Annotated in this window: 11 protein-coding genes; 4 read left to right on the forward strand and 7 right to left on the reverse strand. The window is 62.1% G+C overall.

Going from position 1 to position 15927, the window contains the following annotated elements:
• Positions 1–118 precede the first annotated feature (118 nt).
• The 3 genes from KGB20_RS15910 (at position 119) to KGB20_RS15920 (ending at position 4057) form a co-directional block, all read left to right on the forward strand.
• A complete protein-coding gene (locus tag KGB20_RS15910) occupies positions 119–1573 on the forward strand; it encodes a flavin-containing monooxygenase (RefSeq protein WP_223532771.1) in 1455 nt (484 codons plus the stop codon).
• 22 nt (positions 1574–1595) lie between these two features.
• A complete protein-coding gene (locus tag KGB20_RS15915; RefSeq protein ID WP_090456361.1) occupies positions 1596–2552 on the forward strand; it encodes an alpha/beta fold hydrolase in 957 nt (318 codons plus the stop codon).
• Between the two features lie 110 nt (positions 2553–2662).
• A complete protein-coding gene (locus tag KGB20_RS15920) occupies positions 2663–4057 on the forward strand; it encodes a VOC family protein (RefSeq protein ID WP_154910582.1) in 1395 nt (464 codons plus the stop codon).
• A gap of 361 nt (positions 4058–4418) precedes the next feature.
• Here KGB20_RS15920 and KGB20_RS15925 read toward each other — a convergent pair whose 3' ends face one another.
• From KGB20_RS15925 to KGB20_RS15940, 4 genes are all read right to left on the reverse strand, one after another.
• Positions 4419–4997, reverse strand: coding sequence for a hypothetical protein (locus KGB20_RS15925; RefSeq protein ID WP_154910583.1), 579 nt, complete (start codon positions 4995–4997; stop codon positions 4419–4421).
• A 132-nt stretch (positions 4998–5129) separates the two neighbouring features.
• The gene (locus tag KGB20_RS15930; RefSeq protein WP_154910584.1) at positions 5130–6203 is read right to left on the reverse strand and encodes a lipocalin-like domain-containing protein; all 1074 of its coding nucleotides are present in this window, start codon (positions 6201–6203) and stop codon (positions 5130–5132) included.
• Positions 6193–8664, reverse strand: coding sequence for an ABC transporter permease (locus KGB20_RS15935; RefSeq protein WP_154910585.1), 2472 nt, complete (start codon positions 8662–8664; stop codon positions 6193–6195). The genes KGB20_RS15930 and KGB20_RS15935 overlap by 11 nt, the downstream gene beginning before the upstream one ends.
• Before the next feature lies 1 nt (position 8665).
• The gene (locus KGB20_RS15940) at positions 8666–9334 is read right to left on the reverse strand and encodes an ABC transporter ATP-binding protein (RefSeq protein ID WP_090456368.1); all 669 of its coding nucleotides are present in this window, start codon (positions 9332–9334) and stop codon (positions 8666–8668) included.
• Between the two features lie 137 nt (positions 9335–9471).
• Here KGB20_RS15940 and KGB20_RS15945 point away from each other — a divergent pair, with 137 nt between their 5' ends.
• Positions 9472–11445, forward strand: coding sequence for an alkyl/aryl-sulfatase (locus tag KGB20_RS15945; protein WP_154910586.1), 1974 nt, complete (start codon positions 9472–9474; stop codon positions 11443–11445).
• Positions 11446–11686: 241 nt separating this feature from the next.
• Here KGB20_RS15945 and KGB20_RS15950 read toward each other — a convergent pair whose 3' ends face one another.
• The 3 genes from KGB20_RS15950 to KGB20_RS15960 form a co-directional block, all read right to left on the reverse strand.
• Positions 11687–13072 (reverse strand): DUF1254 domain-containing protein, encoded by a 1386-nt coding sequence (locus KGB20_RS15950; RefSeq protein WP_154910587.1) that lies wholly within the window; start codon positions 13070–13072, stop codon positions 11687–11689.
• Complete coding sequence (locus tag KGB20_RS15955) at positions 13069–14418, reverse strand: DUF1254 domain-containing protein (RefSeq protein ID WP_154910588.1); 1350 nt, start codon at positions 14416–14418, stop codon at positions 13069–13071. The genes KGB20_RS15950 and KGB20_RS15955 overlap by 4 nt, the downstream gene beginning before the upstream one ends.
• A 163-nt stretch (positions 14419–14581) precedes the next feature.
• Positions 14582–15919 (reverse strand): DUF1329 domain-containing protein, encoded by a 1338-nt coding sequence (locus KGB20_RS15960; RefSeq protein WP_154910589.1) that lies wholly within the window; start codon positions 15917–15919, stop codon positions 14582–14584.
• Positions 15920–15927 lie beyond the last annotated feature (8 nt).

The raw sequence follows: 15927 nt of genomic DNA on the forward strand, positions 1-15927 counted from the left end.
CATCACCGACTGATGGGCTGAAAATCGCGACATCAGGCTCACATAAAAGCAAAAGCCTCACCCCATAAACGGCTATACATGAAGGAAGGGGTTGATCAATGTCCATAAGAGGAGGCCCATGCAGACCTTTCAAGTATTGATCATCGGCAGCGGGTTTGGCGGCCAATGTGCAGCAATCAATTTGCTCAAGGCCGACATCGACGATTTTCGCCTGCTGGAGCGGCGTGATTTCTTCGGCGGCACCTGGTGCCAGAACACCTACCCCGGCGCGGCAGTCGACGTGCCCTCGCCCCTGTACTCCCTGTCTTTTGCTCCGTATCGCTGGACGCAAATGTTCGCCGAACAGGCCGAACTGCACCGTTACACCCGCCACGTGGTGGAGCACTTCGGCCTGCGGGACAAAGTGGAACTGGGCGCCAATGTCGAGCGCGTCGAATGGGACGACACCCACAAACGCTGGACGGTGTACACCGCCGGCAAAGGCACGTTTTGCGCGCAGTTCCTGATCAACGCGACCGGGCCGCTGAGTCAACCGGTTGTTCCGCGCTTCGACGGACAGGAGCGTTTTCAAGGTAAAGCGTTTCACACCAACAACTGGGATCATCACTACGACTACCGGCAAAAACGCGTAGCCATCGTCGGCAGCGGCGCCAGTGCGGCCCAGGTCATTCCGGCCATTGCCCCGGACGTCGGGCACTTGCATGTATTCCAGCGCACGCCCCATTGGCTCCTGCCCCGGGCTGACCGCAGCTTTGGCCGTTTCCAGCGCTGGCTGCTGGGGTTCAAGCCGGCCTACAAGCTGCTGCGCTGGGGGATCTACTGGCAATTCGAAACCCGGGTGATTGCCTTCAAGTATTCGAAACCGGCGGTGCACATGGTCCAGCGCCAGGCCCTGCGCTTTCTCAAACGCCAGGTGCCGGATGCCGAACTGCGGCGCCAACTGACGCCGGACTACACCATCGGCTGCAAACGGGTGATTCTGTCCAGCACGCTGTACCCGGCACTGGCGCGCGACAACGTGACGCTGCACAGCCGCGAGCAAGGCATCGCGTCCATCGACGAGACCGGTATCGTTACACTGGACGGCCAGCACATCGACCTGGACCTGATCGTCTGGTCCACTGGCTACGATGCCACCGACGGGGTGATTTCCTACCCGGTAACGGGCAAAAAAGGCACCCGTCTCAAGGAGGTCTGGGCGCAGTACCCACGGGCCTACCTCGGCACCGCCCTGCCCGATTTTCCCAACCTGTTCATCGTCACCGGACCGAACACCGGGATCGGCCACACCTCGGCGCTGTTCATCATCGAATCCCAGATGAATTACATCCTCGATTGCATTCGCACCTTGAAGACTCAAGGTTTACGCAGCATCGAAGTTCGCCATGAGGCGGAACGTACCTACACTGAAATGATCCACCGGGAAATGGAACGCACCGTGTGGAAATCCGGTGGTTGCCACAGTTGGTATCAAAGCAAGAGCGGTCATGTGATTGCCATGTTTCCGGGATTCAGCTTCAGCTTTCATCGTTTGACCCGAGCGCTGAAACCCGCCGATCACATTTTGTCCTGAGCAGATAGAAGGGAGACGCGTGATGCTTTTGTTGTTCGTCGTTCTCGCAGTGTTCGTTGCCTGGAGCTGGCTGACCTACCCGGCCATCGGCTACTGGCTCTATGACTTGAGCATGGCGGCCGAGGCCAAGTTGTACCGGCTGCACAAGATCGTCGTGCCCATCCCCGAAATGACCGTCTCGACCTGGCAAGGCGGGCCGTACGAGGCCACCAGCAGTGTGCTGATGCTCCATGGCTTCAGCGCCGACAAAAACCTCTGGCTGCGTTTCGCCCGGCACTTTGTCGGCAGCCATCGGGTGATCATCCCGGACATCGCCGGCCATGGCGAAACCGGCTTCAAGGCGGGCGGCGGCTACGACATCCCGCTGCAGGCCAAACGCATGATCCAGCTGCTGGACGTTTGCGGGGTGGAGAAAGTCCACGTCATCGGCAACTCCATGGGCGGCTACATGGCGGCGTGGCTCGCGGCCACTTACCCGGAACGCATTGTGTCCGTGGCCCTGGTCGACCCGGCCGGGGTCACCGCCCCCGAACCCAGTGACCTTGAGCGGCATTTGGCCAAGGGCCACAACCCGTTTCTGATTCATTCGCGCGAAGAATTCCGGCGTTTCTACGCCATGACCATGGCTTCGCCACCCTGGGTACCGAAGCTGGTGCTCGATGCCGTCGCCCAGCGCTATGAACAGTCCCGCGAAGAGCTGGAGGAAATCTTCCGCGAATTCCGTGCCAGCCCGCCGATGGAACCGCACCTGCCCGACATCACCGCCCCGGCGCTGTTGCTGTGGGGGCGCAAGGACCGGCTGATCGACGTCAGCAGCGTGGCGGTCTGGAGCAAGGGCATTGCCGACTTGCGCGTGCATATCTGGGACGCCATCGGGCACATGCCCATGGTGGAAGCGCCATACGGTTCGGCGCGCCTGTATCGCGAGTTTTTGGCATCGCTGCGCTCGGAGAGCCCACAGGATCAACGACTGCACTAGGTATGTAGTCCTTAACAGAATGAAGTTCGTCAGAAACTTCGTTTGTCGGCGTCGCTGAAGGCTGCGATCTTTCGTCCATCCTTTACGTCACCGCGCCAGGAATCCTGTTCATGAACCACCCGAACTTCGTCAGCCCTGACCTGATCCGCCAACGCTTCTCCAAAGCGATGTCCGACATGTACCGCGAGGAAGTGCCGTTGTACGGCGCGTTGATGGAACTGGTGGAACAGACTAACCGTCACGTGCTGGACAACGATGCGCAAATCCTGCGGCAGCTCACCAGCACCGGCGAAATCGAACGCCTGGACCTGGAACGTCATGGGGCGATCCGTGTCGGTACGGCCGATGAACTGGCGACCCTCGCCCGCCTGTTCGCGGTGATGGGCATGCAACCGGTGGGTTACTACGACCTGACACCGGCCGGCGTGCCGGTGCATTCCACGGCGTTTCGCGCGGTGCATGAAGCGTCGTTGCAGGTCAGCCCGTTCCGGGTGTTCACGTCGCTGTTGCGCCTGGAATTGATCGAAGACCTGCAGCTGCGAGCGTTCGCCCAGTCGATGCTCGACCAGCGTTCGATCTTCACCCCCACGGCCCTCACGCTTATCGAGCGCGCCGAATCCCAGGGTGGCCTGACCGAGCAGCAAGCCCTGGACTTCGTCGAGCAGGCGCTGGAAACGTTTCGCTGGCACCACAGCGCCACCGTCACCGCCGAACAGTATCAACAGCTCAGCGCCCAGCATCGTCTGATCGCCGACGTGGTGGCGTTCAAGGGCCCGCACATCAACCACCTGACACCACGGACCCTGGACATCGACATCGTCCAGGCGCAGATGCCGGCCCACGGCATCACCCCCAAAGCGGTGATCGAAGGCCCGCCTCGCCGCCAGTGCCCGATCCTGCTGCGCCAGACCAGCTTCAAGGCCCTGGACGAGCCGATTGCCTTCACCGATCAAAGCGAGGCTCGCGGCAGCCACAGTGCCCGGTTCGGCGAGATCGAACAGCGCGGTGCCGCCCTCACGCCCAAAGGCCGCGCACTCTACGACCGTTTGCTCAATGCCGCGCGAGACGAACTCAAGGACTTCCCCAACGAAGCCAACGCTGCGCGCTATAACGCCCTGATGGAGCAGCATTTCAGCGAGTTCCCTGACACCTGGGAAGGCATGCGCCAACAGGGCCTGGCTTACTTCCGCTACTTCGTGACGGAAAAGGGCCTGGCGGCGGGCGACCTGAAAAACGCGCCCCTGGAAGACCTGCTCAGCGACGGTTACCTGCGGGTAGAACCCCTGGTGTACGAAGACTTCCTGCCCGTCAGCGCGGCGGGGATTTTTCAGTCAAACCTGGGGGACGCGGCGCAAACCCGTTACGGCGCCCATGCCAACCAGCAAGCGTTCGAACAGGCCCTGGGGCGTTCGACGATCGATGAGCTGGAACTGTACGCCGAGAGCCAGCGGCGTTCGATCGAACAGTGTTTCGCCGCGTTGGCCGATGTTGCTTCAAGTCAATAAAAAACATGACTGAATGATTTGTCACAACTCAATAAAAACGGGCGACCTACAGGTCGCCCGTTTTTTTATATCCGAAACGTTCTATACAGCAAATAAAGTGTTCGCCCAGTGCAATGGCCTCGGCAATCCATGCACTGGTAAAGAGCCCTGACACTGGGCGAACGGAACGTATTTTAGTAGAAGCGGATTAATATGTCCGTACGCAAAAATGAAATTTATCGACACAATGTTTAACAAGATGTCGATTTAAATACTATGCAACACGGCATCTCAAACTCACCAGTTCGACCATTACGAGCTGATTATTCCTATACAAAACTTGCACAAAAACAATCGGCCCGTATAACGCCAATACTCAATATTAGTGCTTGCTGGTCACCGTCAATATGTCGGTATAAACCACGTTGACGCTTTGTCCGACTTTCAAGTCCTTGAGTTTGGCCTGGACTTCAGGTCGTTTGACGTCGACGGTCTTGGACTTGCCTTCCGGGTTTTCGAAGGTCACCTGGTTTTTCTTCAGGTCAATGCTGGTGATTTTCAGCTGCACTTTCACCTGACGGTAAGCTTCGCCGCCGGGGTTGGGGCTACCTGGCGCTGTGCGCATTTCGCCGGTGGCTTCGGCGGTGCCGGGCAGGCCTTTGTCGACATCGGTGTCGAGGAAGGCTGCAACGGCGCTGGTAACCCTGATTTCCACCGTATCGCCAGCCTTGAGGTTATCGAGGTTTTTCGCCTTTTCGGTCAACTGCACAGGGAACTCATTACCCTGCGGGCCTTTAAGGACCACGGAATGGTTCGCGGTATCTACCGAAACGACTTTGGTGGTGACCTGGTCAACCACCACAACTTCGGACAACGGGAGTTCGGCGGCAACCGCGCCAAAACTGGCGACAGACAGCAAGGTTGCGAGGGTGATGGCTTTGCTCAGTGCGTGGCGTTTCATAGGCAGAACATTCCCTGTGATAGATGGCAACAGACGGCGTTGAAACCGGGCTCAACGCCATGTGTGCGAGTGAGCATAGACGCTGTTCAGCGAGTGGTCGCGCCGCAGCGGTGATTTTCCTGACACGAGCGCCTAGTACCCGGTCATTTCCAGATAGCCTTGCCCTGCATGGCTGCCACTGAGGCGCACCGGGCCTTCCCAGTACGGAATGCGCAAGTCCATCCAGGCCTGGGGATTGAGCGCGGCAATGGTTATATCGAGGTGTCTGGCAGGGATTTTGATCGACCAGCGAATGGGCATCTCACGCCCGGCAACCCGGGCGGTGTCTTGCGGCGTGAGGCTGATGTCGCGGGCGTGCAGCAATTGTGTCTGACCCCGGGCGTCGATCCAGGTGCCGGTGAGGTAAGGCTCACCGTCCTTTTGCCGCATGCGATACAGCATCACCTGCTCGCCGCTGTCCAGATGCAGGGAGAACCAGTCCCAACCGGTCTGGTTGCTCGTCAGGGGCTGGCTGCTCCATTCCCGGTCGAGCCAGGCCGGGCCACTGACCTGAAAGGTCTTGCCGTCGATGTCCAGGGTGCCGCTGGCCTGGAAAAACGGCTGGCTGTAGTAATAAGAGGCCTGACCCTGTTCGGATTTCTGGCTGAAGCCCCGGTCCCCCTGAAGCACCAGCGGACCTGTCGAAGTCAACCGCAGCCGGTAGCTGAAACGCCGGTCGCTGGCACTGAGCTGCAGGTCGGCCAACGGGTCGTCGGCAGTCGCCTGGCTACTCAATTGCCAGTCGTCGATCCACGCGTTGAACGGCGCGACGCTGACACCGGCTTGACCGACGCCGCCACGGGCATAACGTTCGGCCGCGTGATGCGCCGTCGCCGATGTCACCGCCGCGTGGCCGAGCCAGATCGTCTGATTCTGCCAGTCCAGCACCTCGGGGGCGGCTTTCAAGGCACTGCGGAACAAGGTCCATTGCGCGCCAAACTCATGCCCCTGATCGTCCTTCAGGTTGGCCGTGACATACCACCATTCGATGCGAAAGCCCTCGTGCGGGCCGTGATCCGCCGGGAAGCTGAACACCCGACCGGGCACCACCGGGGTGAACGCAACGGCCTGGTTGCCCAACCCGGCAAAGCCCTTTTCCACCGGTGCCGGTTGATCGCAACCGCTCGCCAGCAGCGCCAGGAGCAACACGCCGACTTTAATCTTCATGGGCAAACGTCCGCAGCAGGTCCGCCGGTTGCGTGCGGTACAAACGGTACAACGGCCAGGCCGAGGCCAGTAACGTCGCCACCAGCGCCAGCCCCATCAATTGCAACAGTTGCAATGGAAACACTCGCAACGGCAGTCGCCAGCCAAAGGCCTGCACGTTGATCACCGCGTCCAGGCACCACGCCAGGGCGATGCCCAACGGCAACGCCAGCACCAGGGTCAATATCGCCAGCAGCCAGGTTTGCCCGAGGTTGAGCAACATCAAATGCCGACGCGTCACGCCCAACGCCCACAATGGCGCCAGTTGCCCGAGACGGCTCTGGCTTTGGGTCAACAGGCTGATGAACAGCGCCACCCCCGCCACGCACAGCGTCAGGCTGTTGAGTGCGGCGGTGGCAGCGAAGGTGCGCTCGAAGACTTGCGTGGACCAGCCCTTGAGCCGTGCCTGATCGACGATGCGGCTGTCGTCCAGGGTAAATCGTGCCTGCAATGCCGTGACGAACGCCGGGATCGATGCCGGATCGATGCGCAGGTTGAAGCGGTTCGGAGTCAGTTGCGGCCAGCCGCGCAACAGGTGGCGGATGTTCACCAGAATGTGGCCCTTGGGATTGCCATAGTCGGCGTAGATCCCGACGATCCGTGGCGACCACGGGCCGGTGGGCGTCGGCAGCGTCAGGTGATCGCCCAGTTGCACTCGCAGGCGCCGGGCCAGTTGTTCGCTGAGCATCACCGCATCGTCCTTGGCCAGTCGCTCCCAAGGGTTGTCGCCCAAGGCTTCGAGCAGTGGCCAGTGTTGGCGGTAGGTCGGATGGTCGATGATCCCGGACAGGTCCGTCGGCCAGCCCTGCAATTGAATCGAAACCTGCCAGTTGGGCAGCACGGCCGCCAGTTGCGGCTGCTGGTTGAGCCAGCTGTGCAGCTCCCGAGCCTGGGCCGGGTTCTGTGGATTGAGGTAAAGCTCGGCCGTCAGCCGTTGCTCGAGCCAGTCACTGAAGGTCTGGCGAAACCCTGCGGTCATGCTGCCGGCACCGATATTCGCCGCCATGGCCAACAGCAGCGCCATCAAGGCCAGGCTCAACGCCGGCAGTTGCTGGCGGCAATCGGCAACAAACCACTGGCCGAGCACCGAGCGACTGCGCTGCGAAACGAGACTGAGCAGCGCGCTGAGCACCACCGGCAAGGCCAGCGCGGCACCGATCAACAGCGCGGCCATCAACACGAAGCCACTGATCAGGCTGTCGCCGAAGATCAACGCCAGCAACGCGATCATCCCGGCCATGGCCGCCACCCAACCCTGGCGTCGCAACCAGCGCGCATGGGCTTGATGCCAGGCCTGCGGATCAGCCAGCGCCAGCAATGGCAGACGCGCCGCCCGCAGCAGGCTGTTGGCCCCGGCCAGCAACGCGCCGATCAGACTCAGGCCGATACCACTGAACCACCACGACAGACCAAGGCTCAACTGCCCCGCCACTTCGGCGCCATACAAGCCACGCAGGCTGGCGGCGACATCGGGTAACAGCACGCCGGCCAGCAGGTAGCCGCTGATCACCCCGGCCACACCGCCGATCAGGGCCAATCCACCCAATTCGACGGCGAGACAGGCCATCAGCATCCGTGCACTCACACCGCAGGCGCGCAGGGTTCGGAGCAAGCTTCGCCGTTGCTCCAGCGCCAGCCCGATGGCGGCGTGCACGATAAACAGGCCGACCACGAACGACAGCACCCCCAGGGCATCGAGGTTCAGGTGAAAGCTTTCGGTCAGGCGCCTCAGGTTGTTTTCTTCGCCGGCGCGCTTGAGTTGCAACTGGCCCTTGAACGGCTCCGGCAACGGCGCGGTGAAATCCTTCGGTAACAGCAGCCGCGACAGTTGCTGCGGCAACCCCAGAATCTGCTGGGCAAAACCGATGTCCACCAGCAGCACGCCGGGCGCCATATCGGCCTGCACATGCAGCGGCGGCAGGGCCACGCCCGCCAGGTTCAGTGGCCGGTCACCCTCGCGCAAACCCAGTGCCTGCAAGGTCTGCGACGATATCCAGGTGCTGCCCGGCGGACTGAAAAAGCCGACCACCTGTTCAATCGCCAAGGCCTGCCCGGCCACCGCTGCGCCCGCCGGCAGCGACACCGGCTCGATGCCCATCAACTGCAAGCGCTGCTCTTCGTGCCCCTTGAGCGTGACCCGGCCTTGCAGCACCGGTGACACCGGCCACCCCGCGCGCCGCAGATCGATAAACCATTGCTGGGGGAACGTGCCGCCACCGGGCGCACCGAGGCTGGCCTGAGGTTCGCCGCCGATCAACTGACTGGCGCGGGCATAGCTGTCGCGGGCCTGACTGTTGAGTGCCTGGACGCCGGTCAACAGACTGGTGGCCAGCCACAACCCGGTCAGCACACTGAAAAACTGCACCGGATGCTGCCGCCAGTGGCTGAGCAGTGCGCGCAGGGTTTCGCCAAAGATGCGCATGTCAGCGCTCGCCCGCAGCGGCCAGGCGACCGCCGCACAGCAGGGCTTTTTCCGCCAGCCGTGCCGCGACGCCGGGACTGTGGGTGACCATCAACAGGCTGGTGGGGCTGTCGTCGAGCAATTCCAGCAGCAACTGCAACACCTCCGCACCGGTGGTTTCATCGAGGCTGCCGGTGGGCTCGTCGGCCAGCAACAATGGCGGACGCGACGCCAGCGCCCGGCCCAGCGCGACCCGTTGCTGCTGGCCGCCGGACAGTTGCTCGGGGTAGCGCCGCAGCAGCTCGCCCAGGCCCAGGCGTCGCACCAGGTGCGCCTGCCAGCGTGGGTCATGACGCCCCGCCAGCCGCGCCTGAATCGCCAGGTTGTCTTCGACCCGCAGGCTGCCGATCAGGTTGAACTGCTGGAACACCAGGCCGATTTCCGTACGACGCCAGTTTGCCAGTTGCCCTTCATTCATCTGTTCCAGGCGATGCGCGCCACTGCGGATGCTGCCGCGATCGACCTTGTCCAGCCCGGCGATCAGGTGCAGCAAGGTGCTTTTGCCACTGCCCGACTCGCCCATCAGCGCCAGGCTGCTGCCGGGCCTGAGCGTCAGGTCGACGCCTTGCAGCACCGGCAGCGGCCCCTGCGGTGTGGCGTAGCTTTTGAAAACACCATGGACTTCAAGCATGGGTCAACCTGCTGGATAGGCGTGGCTCAAGGATAGCGGCCCTGAATGTTTTTTGTCCGTTGCTGATGATCGCCCCGCCCGCGCCCCGCCCTACCCTCGAAGCTGGTCTAACCATAACGATAAAAAACGGAGACGCCATGCCTCGTTTCACCTTGAGCCCTCGTGGGCTGCTCGCTTGCCTGATCACTGCCTGCCTGACGCAATCGGTGGTCGCCGCCGATGAACCGGTCGCAGCCAGCCCGCAAACCACGGCCAGTAACGCCGCCGTGCTGCAACAACTGCCCTTCACCGACCGCACCGACTACGAGTCGGTCACCAAGGGTCTGATCGCGCCGTTCAAGGGCCAGGTCAAGGACGCCTCGGGCAAGGTCATCTGGGATATCCAGGCCTATGACTTCCTCGCCAAAGACCAGGCCCCGGAGTCGGTCAACCCGAGCCTCTGGCGCCTGGCCCAACTCAGCGCCCATGCCGGATTGTTCGAAGTCAGCCCACGGCTGTATCAGGTGCGCGGCCTCGACCTGGCCAACATGACCATCATCGAAGGCGACGACGGGCTGATCATCATCGACCCGCTGACCATGGCCGAAACCGCCAAGGCGGCACTGGACCTGTACTACCAGAACCGTCCGCGCAAACCGGTGGTGGCGGTGATCTACAGCCACACCCACGTCGACCACTTCGGTGGCGTGCGCGGAGTCATCGACGAAGCCGACGTCAAGGCCGGCAAGGTCAAGGTGTTCGCCCCCACCGGGTTCATGGAACACGTGATGAGCGAGAACGTCTACGCCGGCAATGCCATGAGCCGCCGCGCACAGTTCCAGTTCGGCAGCCTGCTGCCCCGTGGCGAAAAAGGCCAGGTCGACGCCGGCCTGGGCAAGAGCACACCGAGCGGCGGCACTGTCTCCCTGATCCCGCCCACCGACCTGATCGACAAGGAACTGCAAACCCGCACCATCGCCGGTCTCGAGGTAGAGTTCCAGTTGACCCCGGGCACCGAGGCGCCGGCAGAGATGAACCTGTACCTGCCGCAATTGCGCGCCTTGTGCATGGCGGAAAACGCCACGCAAATGATGCACAACATCCTTACCCCCCGCGGCGCGCAGGTGCGTGACGCCAAGGCCTGGGCCGAGTACCTCGACGCCAGCCTGGCGCGCTACGGCGACAAGAGCGACGTGTTGTTCGCCCAGCACAACTGGCCGACCTGGGGTGGCGAACGCATCCGCACCTTCCTCGCCGACCAGCGCGACATGTACGCCTTCCTCAATGACCGCACCCTGCACCTGCTGAACCAGGGCCTGACGCCGCTGGAAATCGCCGATTCGATCAAGAAACTGCCCGGCAGCCTGGACCAGAAGTGGTACACCCGTGGCTACTACGGCTCACTGAGTTTCAACACCCGGGCGGTGTATCAGCGCTACATGGGTTTCTATGACGGTAACCCGGCCAACCTCAATCCGCTGCCGCCGGTAGAAACGGCCAAGCGTTCGGTCGAGGCCATGGGCGGCGAAGCGGCAGTGCTTGAGAAAATGCAGGCGGCGATGGCCAAGGGTGAATACCGCTGGGCCGCGCAACTGGGCAATCAGGTGCTGTTCGCCAACCCGGACAACGGCGACGCCCGCAAAGCCCAGGCCCAGGCGTTGGAGCAAATGGGCTATCAAAGTGAAAACGCCACCTGGCGCAACATGTACCTGACCGGTGCCATGGAACTGCGCAACGGCGTGCCACCCCATGCGGGCACTTCGGTATCGGTGGACATGGTGCGGGCGATGAGCCCGCAGATGTTCTTCGACTTCCTGGCGGTGCGCCTGGACAGTGAAAAGGCCGTAGGCCATGACCTGACCCTGAACTGGACCTTCGAAGACCTGGGCAAGGACTTCAACCTGACCCTGCGCAATGGCGTGCTGACCCACCGTGCAGGGCTCAATGCTCAGGCGGATGCCAGCGTGACCATGAGCAAGGCCACCCTGGAACAGATCAGCCTCAAGCAGCTGGATATTCCGACGGCAATCCAGAAAGGTCTGATCAAGTTGCAAGGCAATGGCAAGAAGCTTGGGGAGTTGATGAGCAGCCTCGATACGTTTGCGCCGCAGTTCAATATCGTCACGCCTTGACCGGATGACGCGGGAAACCGCGTCTTCATCGCGAGCAGGCTCGCTCCTACACTGGATCTGTGGACGAGACAGATTCAGTGTGGGAGCGGGCTTGCCCGCGAAAGCGGTGTTTCAGTCAATGATGATGTCGAATCATGCGGCCCCTTCGCGGGCAAGCCCGCTCCCACAGGGGGCCGGGTTGTTCACAGCATTTGTGAATGGCACAGGTCCAATGTAGGAGCGAGCCTGCTCGCGATGCGGTTCAGGCAGACACCACTTCAACCACCGGCATTTTCCAGCGTTGATTGACCACCTGCTGCCCGGGTCCATACAGGCGCAGGACCAGGGTGAACGCTCCGCTTGCAGGCGTCGGCAACCAGTTGCTCTGCTCCGGTGGAGCGACGTTCTGCAGGATCAACGTCAACCCACCATCCGCATCTTCTTGAAACTGATCCCGGCTGCTCAGGCAGTAGCGATTGATCGGGTTGGCCACCAGTTGCCGGTCCGGCAAGTCATACAGCGTCAGCGACCAGAACTCGCTGGCCGGCGGCAATTGACCCGGTGCGAAACGCAGGCGATAGCTTCGCCCACCCTGCAAGGGTTGCCCCTGATTATCCAGGCGAGTGCCGGTGTAGAAGGCCTCTTCCACGCTGTTGCCGTAGATGCCGACATTAGCCGCGACAGCACGGTTGAGGTAATTGCCGTTCAGCGCTTCGCGAGTGCCGAACAGCCCGAGGGTGGTGCGTACCTGGCTCACCGCGATTTGTAGTTGCGCCTGGGCGTCTTGAATCCCGGCGAGCAGTGCCTGGCGCGTTGCTGGCGGCAACGTCGCCGGGTCGAAACCCTGGCCGGGCACGATGCCGATCCGTGCAAAGCGCGCGCGCAAGGCTTGTTCGGACGGTTGCGTGGGGCACAGGCTGAGGATCTGGTTCAGCGCCGGGATAAACTCCAGCCCCAACCCGGTCTTGCTGTCCCAGGGGCGCCAGTCAATGGCTGGTGCAGCCACAGGCGGCGCACTGCCGATGTATTCATGCAACGAACGCAAACCGTATTGCTGCTGCAAGGCACGCACCACCGGCAGGTCCCCGGCGTTTTTCAGGCCCGTTCTCCCAAGCACCATGACGATTTCGGTTTCACTGCGCAGCACAGCCTTGACGCCGTCCGGTGTCGGGCCTTGCCAGTGGGGTCCGGCGATCAGGTAATTCCCCGCATCGCGACCGGTGCTGAGCACGCCGACATAGGCAAAGTTGTGGGTGTACTGGTCGACCAGTTGAAGCACGTAATAGCGGTCGTCAGGCACGGCCGGCACACTCAACACCTGCGGCTCGCTGCGCAGGTCAAGCCACGCCCAGGAGTACGGCGTGTCGTTGTTCGGCGTGACGATGTCGCGATTGTTCGGGGTAAACAACTCGCTGTAATGACGAAAGCGGTTGAAGCCGCCAACGTACTCCGGCGCGCCCGGCTTGAGCGCCTGTTTTTCCATGGTCTGGTAATGCATGAGCATGGGGTACGCGTAAATCCACGCCTCTTTGGCAATCTGCCGAGGGTCATCGGAATCACCGGCCAGCAGCCGGCGTGGAAACATCAGACTTGCTCCCAATACCCCCATGCCGCCCAGCAACCGGCGGCGACTGAAAATCAGGTTCATGATTCGATCCTCGCAATCGTCGGCAACTGATAACTCCCGTCCAATGCCCCGCCCTTGGGCAGGTACAGGCGCAACAGCAGGTTGAAGGGACCTTGCGGCGTCGGCAGCCAGTTGCCCTGCGGCGCAGCCTTGGGCGCATCGGCTTGCAGGATCAGGGTCAAGCCGCCGTCGGCATCGTATTGTAGACCAGGGCTGCGGTCGCCCAGGGCGTAACGCTGGATCGGGTTGGCCACCAGCAACTGGGTTTTGCCGTCATACAGGGTCAGCGACCAGAACGCATTCACTGGCGGCAATTGCCCGGCGGGAAAATGCAGGCGATAAGCGTGTTGGCCATTGAGTTCCTGCCCCTTTGCATCGTGCAACGCCATCGGGTACAGCGCTTCCACCGCATCGTTGGCGTAGATGTAGCGCCAGGCGACTGCGGCACGGGTCAGGTCATCGTCACCGAACTTGCCGACGTTGGGCGGCGACGGCAGCCAGCCCTGCCGTTCAACCGATAGTTGACTGGAGGCTGCGCGGACCTGTTCGCGACCGGCTTCGGCGCCCTGTGCGACGGCTTCGTTCAAGTCCGCCGGGGCCTGGAATCCGGCCCCCGGCTTCACCCCGATGGCGGCGAAACGGGCCAGTTTCTTTTGTTCGCTGGCGGTCCATTGATGCAAGGGGGCCAGCGCGTTGAAGGTGCTGAACAACACCTGCGCCGGCCCGTGCCTGGTGTCCGTGTACGCTGGCAGTTGCAGCGGTGCCAGGGGTTCAGGGGGCGCACTGCCATTGACTTTTGACAGCGGTTGCAAGGCGTAGCCCCTCAGCACTTGCGCGGCGTCTTTCTGATCCGCTTCGCCCTTGACCTCGGTCCGTCCCAACAGGAAGACCAGCCGGCTCGGTGAGCGAATCACCGCGCTGAACCCCGATGGCGCGGGCCCCTTCCAGTCCGGCCCGACAATCAGGTAGCGCCCCGCCTTGTCACCCGTGGCGCGAGTGCCGATGTAGTCGAGGTTGTCGGTGCGCATGTCCACCAGCTGGAAACTGTAGTAGCGACCTTGCACGGCCGGTACGTCGAGCACCACAGGTTCGCTGCGCAAGTCCAGCAAGGCACGGGAATAGAAGGTGTCGTTGTTGGGCGACACCACTTTGTTGTCTTGCGGGCCGAGCAGGCGCGGTTCGCTGTAGAGACGGTTGAACGGCAGTTTCGCGGCGATGGCGCTGAGCACTTTGTCGTGTTCGACGGTGGCGTAGGCGAACACGTAGGCCTCCTGCGCCAGGTCTTTGGCTTGCTGTTGGTCGAGGGTTGCGGCGTGAACAGTACCCAGGCTCGCGCCCAGGGCCAGAGCGGATATCCAGTAGCGCATGGCAGATCTCCTGGTAGATGCAAAAATGTCATCCACCACCGTCCAATGTGGGAGCGGGCTTGCTCGCGAAAAGGGCATCACATTCAACATTTTCGTTGACTGGTACACCGCTTTCGCGAGCAAGCCCGCTCCCACATTGGCTTTGCGGTGGTTTGACGAATGTTTATTTGGCCCAGCGCCGCAGGTCCGACGGGGTGTAGTCGTCGGTCTTGGCGGCGAAGCCCACGCGCATCGGCTCGGTCTCTTCGTTGGCCAGGCCACCGGCGTAGTAGCGTCCGGAGATCAGGTCATAGGAGGTTTCCAGCACGTTGTAGGTGAAGCCGTGGTCGTACTGCTGGATCGCGTGCAGTTCACCGCTGCGCCACAGTTCACCGCGACTGTCGTACTGGTCCGACTGGGCGATCTGCCAGCTGTCTTCGTCCACATAGAAGCGACGTTTGGCGTAGATGTGCCGTGCACCGGGCTTGAGGGTCGCTTCGACCACCCACACGCGGTGCTTCTCGTAGCGGGCCAGGTCCTGATTGACGTGGTTGGGCTTGATCACGGTGTCGTACTTGAGGTCGCGGCTGCCGATCTTGTAGCTGTTGTAAGGGATGAACAGCTCTTGCTTGCCCACCAGTTTCCAGTCGAAACGGTCCGGCGCGCCGTTGTAGCCGTCGATGTTGTCGGCGGTGATCAGGCCGTTGCTGTAACGGGCGCTGTTGTCGTAGGCGATCATCGGCGCACGGCGCACGCGACGTTGCCCTGGCAGGTATTGCCAGGCCGAACGCGGCTCGGCGACCTGGTCGATCGGCTCGTGCACCAGCACCGCCTCACCGGACAGACGCGCCGGTTCCAGCACCCGGCTCTTGAACATGAACAGGATGTTCGAGCCCGGTTCCAGCCCGCCCACGGTGTCGGCAAAGTTGATCAAAGACTGGTTGCGCACGTAGCTGGTGGCGCCATTTTCACGCACCAGCGCGGCGCTGCTGATGCGCTCGTAACTGCCGCCGCGATAACGGGTCATGTGGTTCCACATCACCTCCAGGCCTTCGGTGGGCAACGGAAACGGAATGCCCCTGGCATAGTCGTGCAAGCCGTTGCCGCCGTCGGCCATGCTGGTCTTGGCGACGTTCTCACGACTGACCGCCAGTACCTCCTTGGGCAGGTTGGCGCTGCGATGGCTCGGGTAGATGTTCATCTTGTAGGTGTCGGGAAAACGCTTGAACAACGCGATTTGCCCGGGGCTGAGAAACTTCTGGTATTGCGTCAGGTTCTGCGCGGTGACGGTGAACAACGGTTTCTCGGCGGCATACGGATCGCTGTAGCCGCCCTTGCTGTCGACGGTGCCGGCGTTGCTCGCCAGACCACCGGTCCAGGCCGGAATGCTACCGTCGGCATTGGCCGCCATTTCCGAGCCCATGGGGGTCAGGGTCTTGCCCAGTGCCGCCGAATCGGTGCCTTTGGCCTGGGCCAGGCCGACGGTGCAGGCCAGGGCCAGCACGCACAATTGCATACGCATAACGGTTC

The organism is Pseudomonas sp. BF-R-30, from assembly GCF_019956175.1.
GTDB lineage: Bacteria > Pseudomonadota > Gammaproteobacteria > Pseudomonadales > Pseudomonadaceae > Aquipseudomonas > Aquipseudomonas jessenii.